11 protein-coding genes and 2 pseudogenes are annotated in these 17,397 nt (G+C 38.9%); 4 read left to right on the top strand and 9 right to left on the bottom strand.

Annotation, left to right across the window (positions count from 1 at the left end; translation table 11 throughout):
- Nucleotides 1-61: 61 nt before the first annotated feature.
- Both MF1_RS06295 and MF1_RS06300 read right to left on the bottom strand, forming a co-directional pair.
- A complete protein-coding gene (locus tag MF1_RS06295) occupies nucleotides 62-1,618 on the bottom strand; it encodes a heme biosynthesis protein HemY (protein ID WP_161510710.1) in 1,557 nt (518 codons plus the stop codon).
- A gap of 7 nt (nucleotides 1,619-1,625) precedes the next feature.
- The gene (locus tag MF1_RS06300; RefSeq protein ID WP_161510711.1) at nucleotides 1,626-2,798 is read right to left on the bottom strand and encodes a COG4223 family protein; all 1,173 of its coding nucleotides are present in this window, start codon (nucleotides 2,796-2,798) and stop codon (nucleotides 1,626-1,628) included.
- A gap of 380 nt (nucleotides 2,799-3,178) precedes the next feature.
- On the opposite strand from MF1_RS06300, the gene tsaD reads away from it, so the two are divergent.
- The 3 genes from tsaD to MF1_RS06315 all read left to right on the top strand — a co-directional run bounded on the left by tsaD (nucleotide 3,179) and on the right by MF1_RS06315 (nucleotide 8,155).
- Entirely contained in the window at nucleotides 3,179-4,273 is a 1,095-nt protein-coding gene (gene tsaD / locus MF1_RS06305) for a tRNA (adenosine(37)-N6)-threonylcarbamoyltransferase complex transferase subunit TsaD (RefSeq protein ID WP_011179922.1), read from the top strand.
- Nucleotides 4,274-5,863: 1,590 nt separating this feature from the next.
- Nucleotides 5,864-6,292 carry an EVE domain-containing protein gene (locus MF1_RS06310; protein ID WP_161510712.1) on the top strand — a complete coding sequence of 143 codons (429 nt, stop codon included), beginning with the start codon at nucleotides 5,864-5,866 and terminating at the stop codon, nucleotides 6,290-6,292.
- A 1,179-nt stretch (nucleotides 6,293-7,471) separates the two neighbouring features.
- Entirely contained in the window at nucleotides 7,472-8,155 is a 684-nt protein-coding gene (locus MF1_RS06315; protein WP_011179924.1) for a response regulator transcription factor, read from the top strand.
- 74 nt (nucleotides 8,156-8,229) lie between these two features.
- On the opposite strand, the gene MF1_RS06320 is transcribed toward MF1_RS06315, so the two are convergent.
- From MF1_RS06320 to argH, 5 genes and pseudogenes are all read right to left on the bottom strand, one after another.
- Nucleotides 8,230-8,964, bottom strand: coding sequence for a class I SAM-dependent methyltransferase (locus MF1_RS06320; RefSeq protein WP_240532098.1), 735 nt, complete (start codon nucleotides 8,962-8,964; stop codon nucleotides 8,230-8,232).
- Between the two features lie 260 nt (nucleotides 8,965-9,224).
- Nucleotides 9,225-11,639, bottom strand: a complete 2,415-nt coding sequence (locus MF1_RS06325; protein WP_161510713.1) for a TIGR02302 family protein — start codon at nucleotides 11,637-11,639, stop codon at nucleotides 9,225-9,227.
- Nucleotides 11,640-11,750: 111 nt separating this feature from the next.
- Nucleotides 11,751-13,025 carry a diaminopimelate decarboxylase gene (lysA, locus tag MF1_RS06330; RefSeq protein ID WP_161510714.1) on the bottom strand — a complete coding sequence of 425 codons (1,275 nt, stop codon included), beginning with the start codon at nucleotides 13,023-13,025 and terminating at the stop codon, nucleotides 11,751-11,753.
- 8 nt (nucleotides 13,026-13,033) lie between these two features.
- Complete coding sequence (gene lptM / locus MF1_RS06335) at nucleotides 13,034-13,213, bottom strand: LPS translocon maturation chaperone LptM (RefSeq protein WP_042995521.1); 180 nt, start codon at nucleotides 13,211-13,213, stop codon at nucleotides 13,034-13,036.
- A gap of 59 nt (nucleotides 13,214-13,272) precedes the next feature.
- Nucleotides 13,273-14,670 (bottom strand): annotated as a pseudogene (gene argH, locus MF1_RS06340) (argininosuccinate lyase).
- 34 nt (nucleotides 14,671-14,704) lie between these two features.
- On the opposite strand from argH, the gene MF1_RS06345 reads away from it, so the two are divergent.
- Nucleotides 14,705-15,409: a TlpA disulfide reductase family protein gene (locus MF1_RS06345; RefSeq protein ID WP_014924592.1), complete on the top strand. Its 705-nt coding sequence runs from the start codon at nucleotides 14,705-14,707 to the stop codon at nucleotides 15,407-15,409.
- 1 nt (nucleotide 15,410) lies between these two features.
- On the opposite strand, the pseudogene MF1_RS07010 reads toward MF1_RS06345, so the two are convergent.
- Together MF1_RS07010 and MF1_RS06350 are read right to left on the bottom strand one after the other, a co-directional pair.
- A pseudogene (locus MF1_RS07010) lies at nucleotides 15,411-15,901 on the bottom strand (DUF188 domain-containing protein).
- Nucleotides 15,902-15,913: 12 nt separating this feature from the next.
- A complete protein-coding gene (locus MF1_RS06350; RefSeq protein WP_014924593.1) occupies nucleotides 15,914-16,768 on the bottom strand; it encodes a YihY/virulence factor BrkB family protein in 855 nt (284 codons plus the stop codon).
- Nucleotides 16,769-17,397 lie beyond the last annotated feature (629 nt).

Consider the following 17,397-nt stretch of genomic DNA (forward strand, 5'->3'; position numbering starts at 1 on the left):
TTTCGTTTTTTAAGCACAAGAAAACAATTTCAATGAACAATATTCATTGTAGCCCTTCTTTTTAAAACAATTGAAATTCCTTTTTCGACAAAAACGCATCTTCTTCTGTTTTAATCCCTGGATCATCAACATTTAATCGGGTTTTGCTAGATTGCCTTGCACCTTGTTTATTTGTCTGAACACTATGCAAAAGATCATTTTTTACAGCAGGAAATTCGTTCAGTAGTTTATCTTCAACAACAACATTTTTGCCCATAATATCGTTTTTGTCTTCTTGGCTTTTTTTTGTCAGTACAATAGTGTTGTCAGTCTCTAATGTGAGAGGAGGTAGACTGGGAGGCGCTTTCCATTCGAAACACCCTAAGCGCCCACTTATTGGAGAAACTGGTAACCAAGAAGAAAAAATGGTACCGTCACACATCCATACCGGATCACGCTCAGCACGCAACGCCAAAGAAAGCCATTGCCGCACTGCCGCCTGATTATTCCCCTGAGCTTCTTCAATATCTGCGAGCAACAAATAAACACTTTCCCGCCGATGATACTGAAGTGCTTTTTGTGCCTGTTCTCTCGCCAATACCCTTTCACCGGCATCAAGAGCAGCTTTAGCAACGAGGAAAGCCGATTCAAACGTGTCTTTACTGTAAGAAGCAAGTGCCTTAGCTTTTTTCAACCGCCCAACAGCTCCTTCTTCTCTTTCAAGATAAAGTGCTCCCAAATCAGGATGAGGGTTTTTCTGCCAAGCCGCAATAATCATTTTATCAGCTTTACGCGTTTCATTGAGTTTATAAAGGATATCGGCCGCAATCACTGTTATAGGCACAAAATCAGGCACGAGTTTATGTGCTTTTAAAATAACTTTACGCGCATCTGTAGGATGCGTCCTAAACAGATGAAGTGCCTGCCCACTTAACAGCAAAGCTTGTACATGTTGACGCTCTGGAGTTGAGCGAACAGAACGTGGTAAAACTTTTTGTGCCCGTTCAAAAACATCAAGTGCTTTGTCCCACCTACCTTGCGCACTCAACCGATCAAGCACTAATTGATAAGCCCACAAAAGTGCTGGCGATAAAGCTAGTGCTTCTTGTGCATATTGCTGCGCTGCTTCATAAGCATTGGCCTTCATAGCTTCATGAAATAAACCATAAAGCCCTGCCAATTTTGTCGGTGTTTCTTTTCTCATTTCCTCATAAAGACTAATGGCACGCGCAGAATTATTTTGCAAAGATAAGGCTTGAGCTTGTAAAAGCTTAACCAAGGGCTCTTGCTTGCCTGCAAGGTATTTTACAACACGTGCCTCCATTTTTTTAGCTGCAACACCATCGCCAGCAAAAGCTGCAAGAACCCCCTGGGAAAGAGCTTCATAACCGAGCTTTTGACCGCGTTTATAAAAATAATTGGAGAGGGTGCCAGGTAGGGAAAAAAGGACAGACAAAAGCCACCATAAAAACACCAAAATTCCAAGAAATAAAATGAGCACACTTAAGAGCGTCAACAGTGAAATAGAAAATCGAAAGTGCAAAAACGTTATGATCAAAACATCATTGTGATTAGCAACCCACCCAAAAGCCAAGCCTAACATACATACACCAAAAGTGTAAATCAAAACACGTGTCATTTTGAGCCTATTTACATTTTTGTTGCGTAGATAGCAGTAATTGCTGAAGAAGATGATGAACAGCAATGTGTCTTTCAAGTTGGCGAACAAAATCTACCGAAATATCTTTTGCACTTTGGGGCAATGTTTCCCATTCGCTCAAAGCCTTTTTATAATCACCTATTTGAATAGCAACTTCCATCCGTGCTGCAATCGCTCCTAGCGTCATACCTTTAACATCTCCAATCGGTCGCGAAATAACCAAACCTTTTATCCATGCAAAAATCCGTTCAAAAAAACTAGCATCTGGCGCAACAACCTTTTGCGTAGCAACGATTGCATCGGCAACATTGGCAAAATTGGCTGAAAGCTGCGCTGGACTTGGAAGACCTATAGTGGCTGTTTTTTGCAACAGATCAAGCCCATCGATGGAAGGCGATAATTGCTGTAATATTTTTAATTCGTTGCTATAAGATCCACCGCGCTCTACAGCATTTTTCAAAGAACTGATAGCAATAAACAGCGCAGTATTCATGTTGTCTTTATCATCACTTTTAGCAGTAATCTCTTTCTCTATGGTCTCTAATTGTTGTTTTAACGCAGCAAGACTGTTTGCGTTGCTCTGTCCAGCGGACAAAGCCTTTTCCACATCTTTTGGAACTTCAACTAAAGTTTGTATAGACTCTTCAAGATCACTTACCTTTTCCTCTAAAGCTGCAAAGGCTTTTCTACTGTCTTCTTTCGGTGCTTGATCATCTTGAACAATTTTAACCTTTTGTGATGAAAAAGAAGAAAGCTCTGTTTTCAACCTATTCATTTCTTGAAGCACATGCCTCAATTGCCGCATTGTTTCTTCACTTTGGTTTTTTGCGGTTTCAGCAATCTGTAACGCTTTCTCCTCTCCAGCATGATTATCCATAAAAGCAGAAGAAAGCAAACCCGCCCATTGAAGTCCCATCAAAAGACCCAAAGTGATAAGACCACCAAAAATTCCTGAAATTGGCAAGAAAAGCCAAGTCATGCCCGATATGTGTTTACTCTGTGTACTTTGCTTGCTCTGTTTCTCTGTTACTTCCAATTCTACAGAGTTTTGTGTTTTTTGCTCTGAATTATGGTTTGCAACTTCATGTTCAATTAAAGGTTTCTTAGGTCGAACACTGGTGTAATGTGGTTTGACTTTCGGTTTTGAAGAATCTTTCATCTTAGTCACTTTTTTGATACTTCTTTTTAACAATAAAATAACAAAATGAAAAAAGCTTTAAAAATTAAACGTTTTTCAAACAGCATAATTTATTTTACACTCTTCTTATCAAGAGTATTTCTTCGCCAAAATTTTCAGGACTGCCTCTTCATTGCAATTACTTACAACTCTATACTTTAATAAACAAGCTTTTGAAAACATATAAACGGTTTATATTGAAAAACATAACTTAACTTTTTGTCAACAGAGCAATTCTTTTAAAGAAAGAATCAAAATTAATTTTTTTATAGAGGGATCAATTTTAAGAGAAGTTCTTTGCATCTTTACCTGTCCATGCTACCCACACATGAAAGAAGCTTAAACATAAGGTTTTGTCTAAAATGCGCCTATTGGGAATAGAAACAAGTTGTGATGAAACTGCTGCTGCTGTTATTGAACATAATATTGAAGGAAACAGCCAAATTCTTTCCAATATTGTTTGGAGCCAAACGGATAATCATGCACCTTACGGCGGTGTGGTTCCTGAAATTGCTGCTCGTGCCCATGTTGAAATTCTCGATGATTTAATTCTGAAAGCTCTTACCGACGCTCATACAAAATTGAAAGACATTGATGCCATTGCGGTCACAAGTGGTCCTGGTTTGATAGGAGGACTTTTAGTAGGCGTTATGAGTGCAAAAGCGCTGTCTCTTGCCACTGGAAAACCTTTTATTGCTGTCAATCATCTGGAAGGACATGCTTTAACAGCCGTGCTAACGCATAATGTTGCTTTTCCCTATTTATTGCTTTTAGTTTCAGGTGGCCATACACAAACAATCCTTGTGCATGAAGTGGGCAATTACCAACGTTTAGGAACCACCATTGATGATGCATTGGGAGAAGCTTTTGATAAAACAGCAAAACTCTTAGGCCTTCCTTACCCTGGCGGCCCAGCACTTGAAAAGGCAGCTTTGTTGGGTGATAAAAATCGTATTTCTCTTCCACGACCTTTGAAAGGTGAAAAACGATTAGATTTTTCTTTTTCCGGTCTCAAAACTGCTGTCCGACAAGCCGCGACAGCTATGTCCCCTCTTACAGAAAACGATGTTGCTGACATTGCAGCAAGTTTTCAAGCAGCCGTTACCGATACAGTGTATGATCGCGTTCATTTGGCTTTGCAGTACTTTACCCATCAGTATCCACTCTCTCATTACAAAGGGCGCCGTCCTCCTGCTTTAGTTGTCGCAGGCGGAGTAGCAGCAAACCAAGCCATTCGATTGACACTACAAGAACTTGCACACCAACATGGCTTTGAATTTATAGCGCCCCCTCTTTCCTTGTGTACCGACAATGCTGCAATGATTGCTTTTGCTGGTGCACAAAAGTTCGCCCGGGGAGAAAAAAATTCCTTTGATATTGCCCCTCGCTCACGGTGGCCATTGGATGAAAAAGCTGCTCCTTTAATCGGGACAGGACGCCGTGGAACAAAAGCATAAGAAAAACAAACCAACGCTTATATTCATCCATAGAACACAAGATAAATCATCATTTGCACTTTATCTGTTATCATTATCACTTATCACTGTAGCCATTTAACCTTTTGGAGACTGATTTCCTTGCCATATTTTTTCCTACCCAATACCATCATATTGAATGAACTTTCCAAACCAATATAGAAGGAATAGTTGCATTTCGCACGTTTAACGATTGACTTTAAGCCTACCCTTTGACACACATCCAAGCACCTTTATTTGCTAGCAGTAAACGAAATCAAAACTTCTCCATAGATTATAAAAAATTCCTAGTTTTTTGCCCCTCACTTTTTAGGAGCATAGGACGATTGCATCAGAGATGAGCAATCCCATAAAAGGAGAAGTTTTTATCAAAGAGGCGATAGGTGTGAAGCGGTCACGTTTATTAAAGGATGCTTCAACAAAGTAGCATTCTTTATAAAAATGTTCACCATCGTTGTGTTGTGCTATTTTGCAGTTTGGTTTGGATGAGAAGAAAGAACAAGGATGCATTTTGTTTCCTCATCCCTTCTGTTCATGCATCTGAACATAACTTCTATCATCTCCCTAACAACTGGTGTATTTTCCTCTCCATCAACAAACAAGCTGCTTGGATAACTGCATTCCAGTCCCCTGTTCTTAAGAAGAAAACACAAAGCTTAGCTCAAGGTTATTGACCACAGCAAACAAAGCACTTCAGGGTCAAATCTTGGCCCTGCTTTTTGCAACATTTCCCTCTCATGCTGCCCTTTCTCTTTCTATAATAGCCCACAATACAATCTATAGTTTCCCACACAGGAAGAAGTGAGGACAAAGAAAGGTAATATCACTCCTCACAGATTACCATCATAGTTCGTACGCTTAGGAAGAAGCCAGTCTGGCACCATCATTATTTTTGCCAACAACCCCCAATGGTGCAGACAGCTCTTGCATTGAGACGGTTCCTAAGAGGCATTTTTACTCTTTTCTTCAATATTTTTATCCACACAGCCAATCCGGCTTGTGACGTGGAAGCGAATAGTTTTGTTTGATCCAACATAAACAGGTTTGAAACGAGAGTATCTTAAGTATCTCATGATTATCTTTATAAACAAGATCTTGTACGAAGTTGATAAGCGCTTCCCAAACTGGATGCCAACGGTTTTTCTAGCACCAACCAGGACTATAACATTGATCGATGGATACTATGCCACTTACCATGGATACATGGATACATGGATGCATGGATGCATGGATGTACCTCATTTACCTGACGAAAGGGGAAACTCTCATCCTTGACTTCTGGCTTTTAAAATAAAATGAATGCTTTCAACAAAAACGGGTAGGGTTTTCAGTACTCACGCCCATCCTAACAGACTTACCATCCGTAAACGGTAAATCTTTTGCTGATTGCTGCACTAAAACACCTAGAAAGCATGGCGTATTCCTTTATCACAATTTTATCATTTCGGAAAAAAGGAAAAAACAAATCGATGATAAGCACTCTTTGTCCCCTTTAAAATCCAAAATCATTTTTAATAGTGCTATATAGATGTTTGTGATTTGACGAAATAATCTCATAAAAAAGGAGGTCTCATGGCTTATTGGCTTTTTAAATCTGAACCCCACAAATGGTCATGGAACATGCAGAAGCAAAAAGGTGCTGATGGCGAACAATGGGATGGTGTCCGCAACTATCAAGCCCGCAACAATATGCGCGCCATGAAATATGGCGATAAAGGTTTTTTTTATCATTCAAATAAAGGATTAGAAATCGTAGGTATTGTAGAAGTCTGTGCTGAAGTACACCCTGATTCTACAACTTCTGATCCACAGTGGGAATGTGTGGATATCCGTGCTCTGTTTGATATGCCAACCCCTGTTTCACTAAAACAGATCAAAGCTAACCCAAAACTGAAAAATATGGTCTTAGTCAATGCCAGCCGCTTATCAGTCCAACCTGTGACAAAAGACGAATGGAGAGAAGTCTGTTTGATGGGCAATCTTCATATAGCAACATATTGATTCATAATAATACATAATTTGATATTGAATGAAAGCAACAAATGCAGCAATATTTTTTTGTTTTTATTCTTTCTCTTCAGAACAAAAAATCATTTACTTTCATGTTACAAGAGAGAGTAATGTACGGAAAAAACTGTTTGAGAACAGATCCAATATAGCTCTTATGAATCGTTTAAATGCAAGAGAAGAAAGCACCATCCGGAGTTGAAAAATACAACAATAGCACCGCCACAGTCTGTTACTACATTAAGCGCAAGGATGGTGGCGCTTCATGGATTTTACATTTTATGCCATTCATAGACAGTACCGAAAGATAACATTGGGTGCAAATTGAGATGCTTAAGTAGGTATTTAAATAAGCAGCAAAACAGCGTGCTATTCTTCGAGAAGAGATGATCCGCTCATAGGAAAGTGACAAGCAAAAACCTGAAACCTGGGTCATTAATCTTCATTGTTTAAAAGATATTTCCTTTGAAAAGCTTTTGAAAACCATAAAGCAGAATTAAAAGAAGATGGTAAAAGTGGAAATGCTTTCATCCTAAACAATAATTTTAGTCCGTCGGCTAATATGCGGCAAAAGGCGTTCTAGATCACAATGAACGAGCGCAATATATCTTTCTGTTGGCGTGTATATTTTCTCGTGCTAAATGCATAAAATAGCACTCCCTTTTGCCATTTTCCGCCCTCTATCTACCTATTTCAATCCAAAACAAAGACAATTTCATAAAAACCATTTTCACGATGCATTTTTTAGCACTATTACAATAAGGAAGACGTACCAAACGATTATAATTGGCATCACCATTCGCATCACACCAACCATCCTATGCTCGAATACGGCGAAAAAGCAAAACGGAACGTGAGAAAAAATAATAAGAATTGCCACGAAATCCTCTCCTAAAAAACGCATATGTGCCAAAAAGATGTTGCACTGTTCACCTTCGCGCTTAAAAGCAGAAATACCGGTCCACCCTAAAGCACAAAAAAATGATTTTGACCAACGCACAAAATGCCACGTTCACAATGACCTGCTTATCGGCGAACAATCATAAAATGAACAAAAGTTTGTTTTTTATAGGATTCCTTTTCTAATTTTCCTTGCATGAAATCTCATTTTTCATGAAACTACTCTAAATCTCAACCAGTCGGTGCATTAATAGACCTTTATAAGGAAAAAAAATGAATTATTATAATCTTTTAATTGTTGAAAATGATGATGATTTGCGCCCTATGCTGGTAGAACAGTTGCAAATTCACAAAGAATTTAAAGTTTTCCAAGCGAAGACAGCTGAAGCAGGGATTAAAATAGCCCAAGAAGAAAATGTTGATCTGGCCATTTTGGGTACTGAACTTCCTGATCTTGCTAGCCATAAAGCCGTTAAAAAATTTCGCAATCAAGGATTTCGCGCCCCCATTATCATGATTACGAACTATGATACAGATTGCGACACCATTTTAGATCTTGAAGAAGGTGCCAATGATTATGTAACAAAACCCTTTCGTTTTGCAGTACTGTTGGCGCGGATTCGCGCCCAATTACGCCAATATGAGCAAAATGAAGATGCTGTTTTTTGTATTGGTCCTTATATTTTTAAACCTGGACAAAAACTCCTCATTGATCAGCAAGACAATAAAATTCGCCTCACAGAAAAAGAGGCTGCGATTCTTAAATATCTATCTTGCAACAACGACAAAATCGTCAATCGTGAAACACTTTTAGAACAGATTTGGGGCTATAATGAAAACATTGTTACCCACACGTTAGAAACCCATATTTATCGTTTGCGACAAAAAATCGAAAAAGATCCTTCCAATGCACAAATTCTCATTACAGATCAAAACGGATATCGTCTTAATATTTAAGTTTATCCAAAGTTACCGCTTCAACAACGATTTGCGATACCTTTAATTTTTCTTCTCTGAAAGCAAAATAAAACTCAAGACGAGAGAGAACTCTCACACGCTTGTGGCGACAACGCAGGCATAAAAACACGCCGCGACTGGCGACGCTGCACAAGCAAACCTTGATAAACATGTTTCCGCGCTTGACAGATTAAAAGTCCACCAAAATAAGGCAAAAGATAACGTGAAAATGGTTCATAAAGAAATGAAAACAACCGTGAGACATAACCCGAAGAAGGCATATAATGAACAACTTCTTGTACTGGACCAGAAATAAAATGCGTTTTTTCAAACAAACGCGCCATTTGTTGTCGACTATAAGGTTCACCATAACCAAAGGGTGTACAACCATTACGCGCCCAAAAGCCGGAGCGATTAGGAACAATAACGATCAAGTGGCCATTGGGAGCTAAAACACGCCATATTTCATGCAGTGTTTCGAATGAATTTTCTGTATATTCAAGTGCATGTATCAACAAAATACAATCAATCGAAGCATCAGGAAGTGGTAAATTTTCTTCAAAAACAAGTGCTGTAGCAACCTTATCGGCACAAGGCCAAGGTAAAGCACCTTGACAAGCTGGCATAAAAGCGAAACATTGTTGTGCACGTGCCCGCACCGCAGAAAGATAAGGAAGTGCATAACCAAACCCCATGACCCTTTTACCATTCAGATCCGGCCAACACAAATTTAATTTATCACACAGTGTTTCCTGTACACGCTTACCAAGAGCAGAAGCATAAAAATCTTTAAGTGTGACTATATCCAACTCAACATACCGTGTAGAAAAAAAATTCAAATATCACAGGTTTTAATATACCCCACTTATATGGACCTTTGCCTTTTCTCCGCAATAGCGAAAACTTTAGTATTTCATATTTTAAACCCAAATGACTCCAAAAGCAGCAGAATGTTTCTCCGATCATTTCACTAAACGCACTTTGATGGTATTTCTATCTTAAGACTTGCATCCCATAAAGGTTTTCAATGTACTATTTTTTACATTGATAAAGACAAAAAACAAAATGGTTAATTAAAATGAAGCAACTTTTCAAGATAGTTTTTTTCTACTTCTGGAATATGCCCCCTACTAAGGCGTTTGCGAATTTCTTCCAAAATCTGCCGTGCACGCATTTGATCACTTTTTTGTGGTATAATACCTTCTTGCCCTTGATCGATTTTTGAAGAAAGTGGACGTCCTAATGGATCTTCACGACCAGAAACAGCATTTTTATTATCTCCTGCTTCTTTGAGGATCTCTCGCATTTTTTCTAAAACATTTTGTGCACCTTGCCTTAATGCTTCTAAAGCATCTGACTGATTTTGTATAGATATTTGATAGTCTCCGTGATCAAGAGCAGCTTCTGCAGAGTTCATTTTTTCTTCTGCTTTTTTCAATTTGTCACTCTGTTCGACCTTCTGCTCTGACAATTCTTTTTCTAACGTTGATAATTCCGACTGCAATTCAGTCTGACGTTTTTTTAAAGATTTTCTTTGCTTTTCCGGCACATTTTCCCCAAAGCGTTGTTCCATTTCCAACTGATGTGTTTCATTGAGAATTTCTTGCTGACGACGCATTAAATCACCAAGTTGATCCATTTTCTCTTTCATTTGTGCAAATTGGTTCTTGCTCTGCTCTGCACCTTGATTGCCTTTTCGAACCTGCAAATGATCAAGAATCTGCTCAACTTCAGCCAATAACTGTTCAGCCGCGAAAGAAGAACCCATCTTAGCCATTTCTTCAATTAAATTTAGTTTTTTTTGTAATGTACTCTTTGAAAGATTGGGAAGGCTAGGATTGCTCTTGTCTTGTGCCTTTTCAGCTAAAGTGTGAACATAATCATCCATAGCTTGGCGTAAATTGGCCATAAGCCGTTCAATTTCTTTAGTTGGAACACCGTAGCGAAGTGCATCACGCAAAGCAGCTTGTGCTTGTTTTAAATTTTTCTGAGCGGATTCAAGCTGATTACCTTCAATACTTAAAGCAATCTGCCATAAATAATCGGCTACATTGCGCAAATCGCCCTCTGTCTCTGCCATAGAAAGTCTTGTCCATGCACTTTTTAGAACAAGAAAATGTATGGCATTTTGAAGCCCCTCCTCTGGACGCACAAGCAAAGTAGAAAGCATATCGAGTACGCGCTCTTTCTTAGAAGCATCAAGAGCCAGCAACCGACGCAATTCAATTACTGCACGAGCAATAGGATTCGAAAAAGCACGCTGTGGTAACGTCATGACAAAAGTTTTGCTACGGCCTTGCTGCCTAGCACCATCTTCTGTCACCAATGTAATTTTAACTCCCGAACCAGCCCATGGATGACCTGATACATCTTGTACCATCCGCATTTTACCCCTTCCATCACGCGGAAGAAGAAGTTGTATTTCAGGTGCCTTATAAAGGGAATCAGCACTTTTATGCTGATCAAGAAAAGGTTCTATTTCTACAAAAGCCTTTGTCACTCCATAATCATCATCCAACTCATACTGAAATTCTAACGAACCAGTCAAAATTCGCCCTGGTTTTTCCAACCAATGAATTGTCGGATGCTGATCCTTAATCACCTGCAAATGCCACTGCTGTTGCTTATGCCGTGATGATACAAATAAATCTGTTGAACATTCTAAGTATGTTTCAAAATGAACAATTGGATCATTTAAAGCCGTTTTTTCGCTTTTCTTAGAAAACAAAATTTCATGCGCATCCTCTTCAGAGAGCGCTTTTACTGTAACCCCAGCACCATTAACAACACGCACAACCATTTTACTTCCTTCAGGAACAGCAAAGTGTGTTGTCTCACCTTGTGTTAAATAAATAGGTGCAACGCCCGTATAAGCAGGTGGTGTTACCCAAACATCAATCCGCATTGACGTTTCATCAATGAAAGGCCGTAAATCGAACGCATCTGCCAAACGCCCCCCTAACGAGCCAAAAGAAAAACTAAAAGCACACACACAAAGGAGGACACATAAAGACCTAAGCGCCAAAGGGTCACAAGCCGCACTATTAGGATAAGCAAAGCCAGTTTTTAAATGGTATAATTGTTTTGCCATGCGGCGTTGATGTTCGCGCCAAATAGCTCCACGAAAACCTTCATCATTCTCAGAACATAAATGATCTGTTTGCACGCTTAAAGGCTGATTTTTTAGATTGTTTGCTTGCTCAAGACAACGATTAACTTCCCCGACAGTCGGAAACCGAAAACTGACAAGAAAAAATAAACTTCCTACAACAGAAAAAAGCATAAACCCAAGTAAGAGTAAATGTGGCCAATAACCTAGAATGCCAAAAACACCCAACCAACTAAGCGAACAAAAAACACTAAGAACCAAGAAAAACGGCAACAACCGTATCCATATCCGCTCAAAAAAGATGATACACCACATCAAAACGCGCGTACATAAAAGCTTTATTATTGAAAAATTTTTGATGTTTTCATTTTTCATAGAAAAACATTTGTCCCCTTTTACAGTGGTGTAATTGAGATCATAAAATGCATACAAGGCAATTTCCAGAAACTAAATCGTTTCATCAAAGTTTAGTAAAAATAAGAATATTTAACGATGCTCAATCCAATCTGGAATATAATCGCAGCCTATCAATTGCGCATAATCAAGGCGTGGACGAATGATCGCATAACGCGTATCCTGAACGAGAACTTCCGGAACCAAAAGCCGGCTATTATAAGTGCTCGCCATCACTGCACTGTAAGCACCAGCCCCCGTAATGGCTAAAAGATCGCCTGCCGCCAAGATCGGCACACGGCGATCTAATGCTAAATAATCACCGGTTTCACAAACTGAACCAACAATATCTGCCCGAATAAATGATGCATCCTCTGGTGCTTGTTTTACAAGTACCACATTTTGCCAAGCATCATAAAGCGTTGGACGTATCAGATCATTCATCGCAGCATCCACAACAACAAAATTCCGTCCTTCTCCTCTTTTTAAATAGATAACAGATGTCACCAACACACCAGCCTCGCCAATAATACTGCGTCCAGGCTCCACGATAATCTTAAGCCCTAAAGGTGCAATATGCCTCTTGACAAGTGCTGCATAATCAAAAAGAGACGGCACTGAATGTTGTTCATGACCATATGCAATACCAAGCCCCCCCCCAATATCGACATGGGTAAGTGCATATCCACTACTCGATAAATGACGCACAAAATCTGCAAAAATAAGGAATGCATCTTCAAACGGCTTTAGATCACAAATCTGACTGCCAATATGCATATCCACACCACACACATGAATGCCTGGCAATTGAGCTGCTTTTTTATACACATCCCATGCTAACGATAATGGAATACCAAATTTATTTTCATATTTACCCGTTGTAATTTTTTTATGGGTCTTTGCATCTACATCTGGATTAATGCGCAATGAAATGCGTGCCGTTTTTGAAAATGCAACAGCACGTGCCGAAAGTTGTTCAAGTTCAGGCTCTGATTCAACATTAAAACAACAAATATCATGCGCAAGAGCAAAATCTATTTCCTTTACCGTTTTGCCAACACCAGAATAAACAATGCAATGAGCAGGAATGCCAGCAGCAAGTGCGCGTCGCAACTCACCTTCTGAAACCACATCAGCTCCCGCCCCGTTTGCCGCTAAAAGTTGTAACACTGCCTGATTGGAATTAGCCTTCACGGCATAAGCAATCAAACTAGGCATATCTCGAAAAGCGTTTTGATAATCTTTAAAACGTGTAACCAGCGCATTAGCCGAATAACAATAAAAAGGAGTTCCGACATCCTGCGCCAATGCAGAAAGAGAAAGACCTTCAGCATGAAGGACACCCTGATTATAAGAAAAAAAATGCATAAAAACCTCTAGTGTATCAACCGATCGAGAATAAAAGGCTTATCTACTTTGTTTTTGGCAACAGATGCTTCTTGCGCAGGTTTTTCCATACTTGGAGGAGGCAATTCTAACGCGCCTTTACGCCCGCATCCAACTACAACAGCACCATAAAAAAGGACAATCATCAGACTCTTTAAAATAATTTTCATATGCCCTCTTTTCCTCCTATCGATCTTTTTCCTTATTTCTGGGTTAAAAATAAAATCACTCAGGCGTTTACAAGGCGTTTTTTCCAATGGGCAATTTGATAAAGTACTTCTGAAAGCACCTTACCATCAAAACTTTTACGACTTTTAATCGATTTTTCAACCGTTAAAACATCAAAAAGTGCTGCATTGATATCTGGACATATCGTTTGAAGCTCGTCCAATGACAAATCATTCAGGCCACATTTTTTCTTTCTGCCAATACCACAGCTTGCCCTGTAATATGGTGTACTTTACGAAGAGGAAGCCCTAATTCACGCAAAAGCCAATCAACAAAATCCGTAGGCTGTCGCATAACCCAAATCAGCTGCTTGTCTCATGCCTTTTTTATTAACTTCAAGATCCACCAATGATTCCTGTCATTGCTGCCAGTGATAATTCTAGACTCAAAGCACCATCAAACACATATTCCTTATCTTCCTGCCTATCTTTTGAAGAGGCAAAGGGTAATCCTTTCATCACCGTTAACAACCCAATCAATGCACCATTTATATATCCCTTTTTGGCACGCACAAGTTCGGCAGCATAAGGATTTCTCTTTTGCGGTATAATAGATGAACCCGTTGAAAGCATCCGATAAACGGATAAAATGAAATTGTGCACTTGACCAAAGGACAATTTCTTCTGCTAAGCATGAAAGATGCGTTGCACAAAGAACACCAGCGCTTAAAAATTCTAACGCACAATCACGATCTAAAACACTATCAATCGAATTCCGTTTTGATTCTTAAAAACGTAGCGTTTCTGCTGGCATAAAATGATTAATTGGAAAGCTTGTTCCTGCCAAAGCTACGGCTCCTTAAAGACGATTCATTCATTCTTTCAACCGCATCACGCATCCGCGATAAATCCTGACCAAACATTTCAACATAAGCCATCATATAATGACCAAATGTTACGGGTTGTGCCGGTTGTAAATGCGTAAAACTGGCATAAAGGTATGGACATGTGTATGGACATGTTGTTCTGCTTGAACAAGCAATGCTCTATCAATCCTTTTAAAGCTTGCGCTATTTTTTGCATTGTATCATGCACCCACAAACGAAAATCAACAGCAACTTGATCATTGCGTGAACGTGCGATATGCAAACGCCCTGCAACAGGACCAATTAATTCAGCCAGCCGCACTTCAGTATTCATGTGAGTATCTTTAAATTTTCGTGAAAAAACAAATGTGCCATTTTCAAGTTCTTGTCGAATAAGTTTTAAACTATGAACAATTTTTTCATAATCCGATTGTGAAATAATCCTCGTTTGTGCTAGCATCGTTGCATGAGCAAGTGAACCTTCATATCTTGTTGATGAGGCATTAGTTTTTTCTATAATTTCAGCGGGTCCTGCGACAAACTGGCTACCCCATCGCTACCCCACATTTGATTTTTGAATTTCCTATCCATCATATCTCCAAAGCATCCATTAATAAGGGCAAAAATTATGGTTTCTCAAATTCTTAACAGTACAAAACACAACAATAAAAAAATACAATTGCTCATCGCATTCTTTATCATTACCGTTGCCTTGAGTTTATACACAACAACAAGCAATCATAACAAGAGAGAGTCTTTCTTTTCCAATTTCATTTCAACGGCAAAAGCGCAACAAACAAACATCGATAAAACACGAATAGAAAAAAGAATGGCAATCAAAAAAGCAGCCAAAGGCTTTTTTACTCATATACGTTTTACTGATATGCCTTATGACATGAATCAACTTTCTTTTAAGGATATTCAAGGACAAGACCACAAACTCGCCGAATTTACCGGAAAACCGATGCTGATCAATCTGTGGGCGATTTGGTGCGCACCTTGTCGCATGGAAATGCCAGAATTAGCCCAATTAAAACGTGAATTGGGTGGAAAAAATTTCGATGTAATGGCCATTAATGTTGATCAAGCTGCTTCTCCTGAAAAAATTCAGCAATTTTTACAGAATGTTCATGCGGATAACTTGCTTTACTATCGCGATGAAACAATGACTATTTTCAACAGCGTGAGAAAACAAGGGCTGGCTTTAGGATTGCCTTTAACACTTCTCATCGATAAAAATGGTTATCTCATTGCTTCATTCAATGGTGCAGCTCCATGGGCCAATAACGATGCCAAAGCACTTATAAAAGCTGTCATAAGAGAAGCACAATAACCTAATAACCGCACTTTTTTAAACGTTGTAGAACTAAAGCTAGTGTCGAAAAAAAAGCAAAATGGTCGGTCCTTGGGACAAAAAAGACGGGGACCTCCGATCATTTTACCCTGTTCTCGCAAATCTTCCCTCAAATCGTGCATCGTCAAAGCTTAACCGATTGAGCTTGCATCAAAAGCAAGCCCTGTTGGCGAAAGACAAACATCCTGTGCGCACAACCCACGCTACTAAAGGGATATCACTGGTATCAGATACTCGCTTCATGCACATATTCTACGATCCAATCATTTGCACAATCGAATTCGCCAGAAATAACCACCCTTTCAAGAAACCCTTCATCTGGAAGGGAAAAAACGATTTTCTACAACAAATTTTTAAGTTGATAACGATTCACAATACGATAAATTTCAGCTTTGACAGGACAAGCACCCACATTAACCAACAAAGTGATAGCAGGTTTATTCGTGTTTTTTTCTCTTGGCTTTCACGCAACGACAAGTTCTTTCATTCATCTAAACATTGTAAATGATTACGATAAAATATTATCGCTGCATTTATTTCTCCCCCCAAAATAAAGATTGCACTCAACATGTAAAGAAAAATAATGGCAACCATAATAGATGTTAACCCGGCATAGGTAGAAATATAATTAAACATTGTTAAATAATGAGCAAAAGCAATAGAAGCCATAAACCAAACAAACATTGTTACTACGATCCCTGGTAAAATATCTATAAATTTCCGTCGCCCTGCCGGGAGCCATTTATGAACAATCAAAAGACTCACAAATAAAACAACTGCTGCGATGATGTAACGCCAGAGACGAATGACACCAATATATTCAGTAATGAAAAAAGAATGATTTTGCATAATTTTGATCAGCAAAGGTGCCAAAATTAATAAAAAGCTGATCACAACAAGACCAATAGCTCCAACGATTACAAAAAACAAACTTTGAAAACGACAAAATAACAAACTACGCCGATCAACCACGCGATACGCTTTATTTAAGGCTGTACGCAAAGCCTCTATTCCATTAGAGGCAAAATAAGCTGCTCCAATAACAGAAACCGTCAACACCCCTCCTCTCTGAATGGTTAAAACATTGATAATTTCCTTCGATAAAGGCTCTGCAATAACATCTGGCAATAATTGTACAAGTGCTTTGATTTTTTGCGGCGTATATGTAAAAGCACTGGAAAAACTGGCAAGAGAAGTTCCAAAAATAAAGAACGGGAAAAATGCTAAAAGCCCCGAAAGCGCGACATGGCTTGCAAAAGCACTCCCATTATCACGCCAATAATGGCTTACTGCATCAACAAGAATACGATAGCTATACCAAAAGATATCTCTTAACAAATCTTAATACTTTCTGGTAAAACTCTTACTTCGTTTATCCAAGCTTGATAAAAATCACCAAAATTTTAAAAACAAATATTACTCAATATAAAGGGTAACAATCCATATGGTCAAGCCTAGCCTATACCAAGATAAAAAAGAACGAATCAGCACATTTTACGCATCAAGAGTCAAAAACGACAAAGATTTGTACACACCAACCACCGATATGATAAAATAGATATACGCGTCTATAGAAATCCCCACCAAACGATACATAACTTTCATTGTAAGCTTGGATAAACGCCAGATGATCTCTTTTTTAATTCCATTCTGTGCCAGCCACAGCTGGAGAACAATCCTAAGTATAATGCGCCCCACGAGATTATCCACAAATAGCCCCTACACGAAAACAAAGAAAGCAATGCATAGACAAAGCAGCTAATGGCTTAATTTTTTTGTTTCTCCTGCAGAATCAGGAGTTCTTTTTGTCCATTATATGCCTATAATCACCAATAATAATCTGGCACACAATTAAAACCTTTTGAACCACGCGCATCTGCACCAGAGTAATGGCTTCTCTCACAATCGATAAACTTAAAATGAATAAAGAAAAAATATCTTATAAATTTCTGAAAAATCAGCAAAAT

The organism is Bartonella quintana (assembly GCF_009936175.1).
GTDB lineage: Bacteria > Pseudomonadota > Alphaproteobacteria > Rhizobiales > Rhizobiaceae > Bartonella > Bartonella quintana.

What these genes read in the sequence shown, in the direction of transcription:
- MF1_RS06295 (WP_161510710.1), bottom strand. Translation starts at nt 1,618, where the DNA reads ATGACACGTGTTTTGATTTACACTTTTGGTGTATGTATGTTAGGCTTG.
- MF1_RS06310 (WP_161510712.1), top strand. Translation starts at nt 5,864, where the DNA reads ATGGCTTATTGGCTTTTTAAATCTGAACCCCACAAATGGTCATGGAAC.
- MF1_RS06325 (WP_161510713.1), bottom strand. Translation starts at nt 11,639, where the DNA reads ATGAAAAATGAAAACATCAAAAATTTTTCAATAATAAAGCTTTTATGT.
- lptM (WP_042995521.1), bottom strand. Translation starts at nt 13,213, where the DNA reads ATGAAAATTATTTTAAAGAGTCTGATGATTGTCCTTTTTTATGGTGCT.
- tsaD (WP_011179922.1), top strand. Translation starts at nt 3,179, where the DNA reads ATGCGCCTATTGGGAATAGAAACAAGTTGTGATGAAACTGCTGCTGCT.
- MF1_RS06345 (WP_014924592.1), top strand. Translation starts at nt 14,705, where the DNA reads ATGGTTTCTCAAATTCTTAACAGTACAAAACACAACAATAAAAAAATA.
- MF1_RS06315 (WP_011179924.1), top strand. Translation starts at nt 7,472, where the DNA reads ATGAATTATTATAATCTTTTAATTGTTGAAAATGATGATGATTTGCGC.
- MF1_RS06300 (WP_161510711.1), bottom strand. Translation starts at nt 2,798, where the DNA reads ATGAAAGATTCTTCAAAACCGAAAGTCAAACCACATTACACCAGTGTT.
- lysA (WP_161510714.1), bottom strand. Translation starts at nt 13,025, where the DNA reads ATGCATTTTTTTTCTTATAATCAGGGTGTCCTTCATGCTGAAGGTCTT.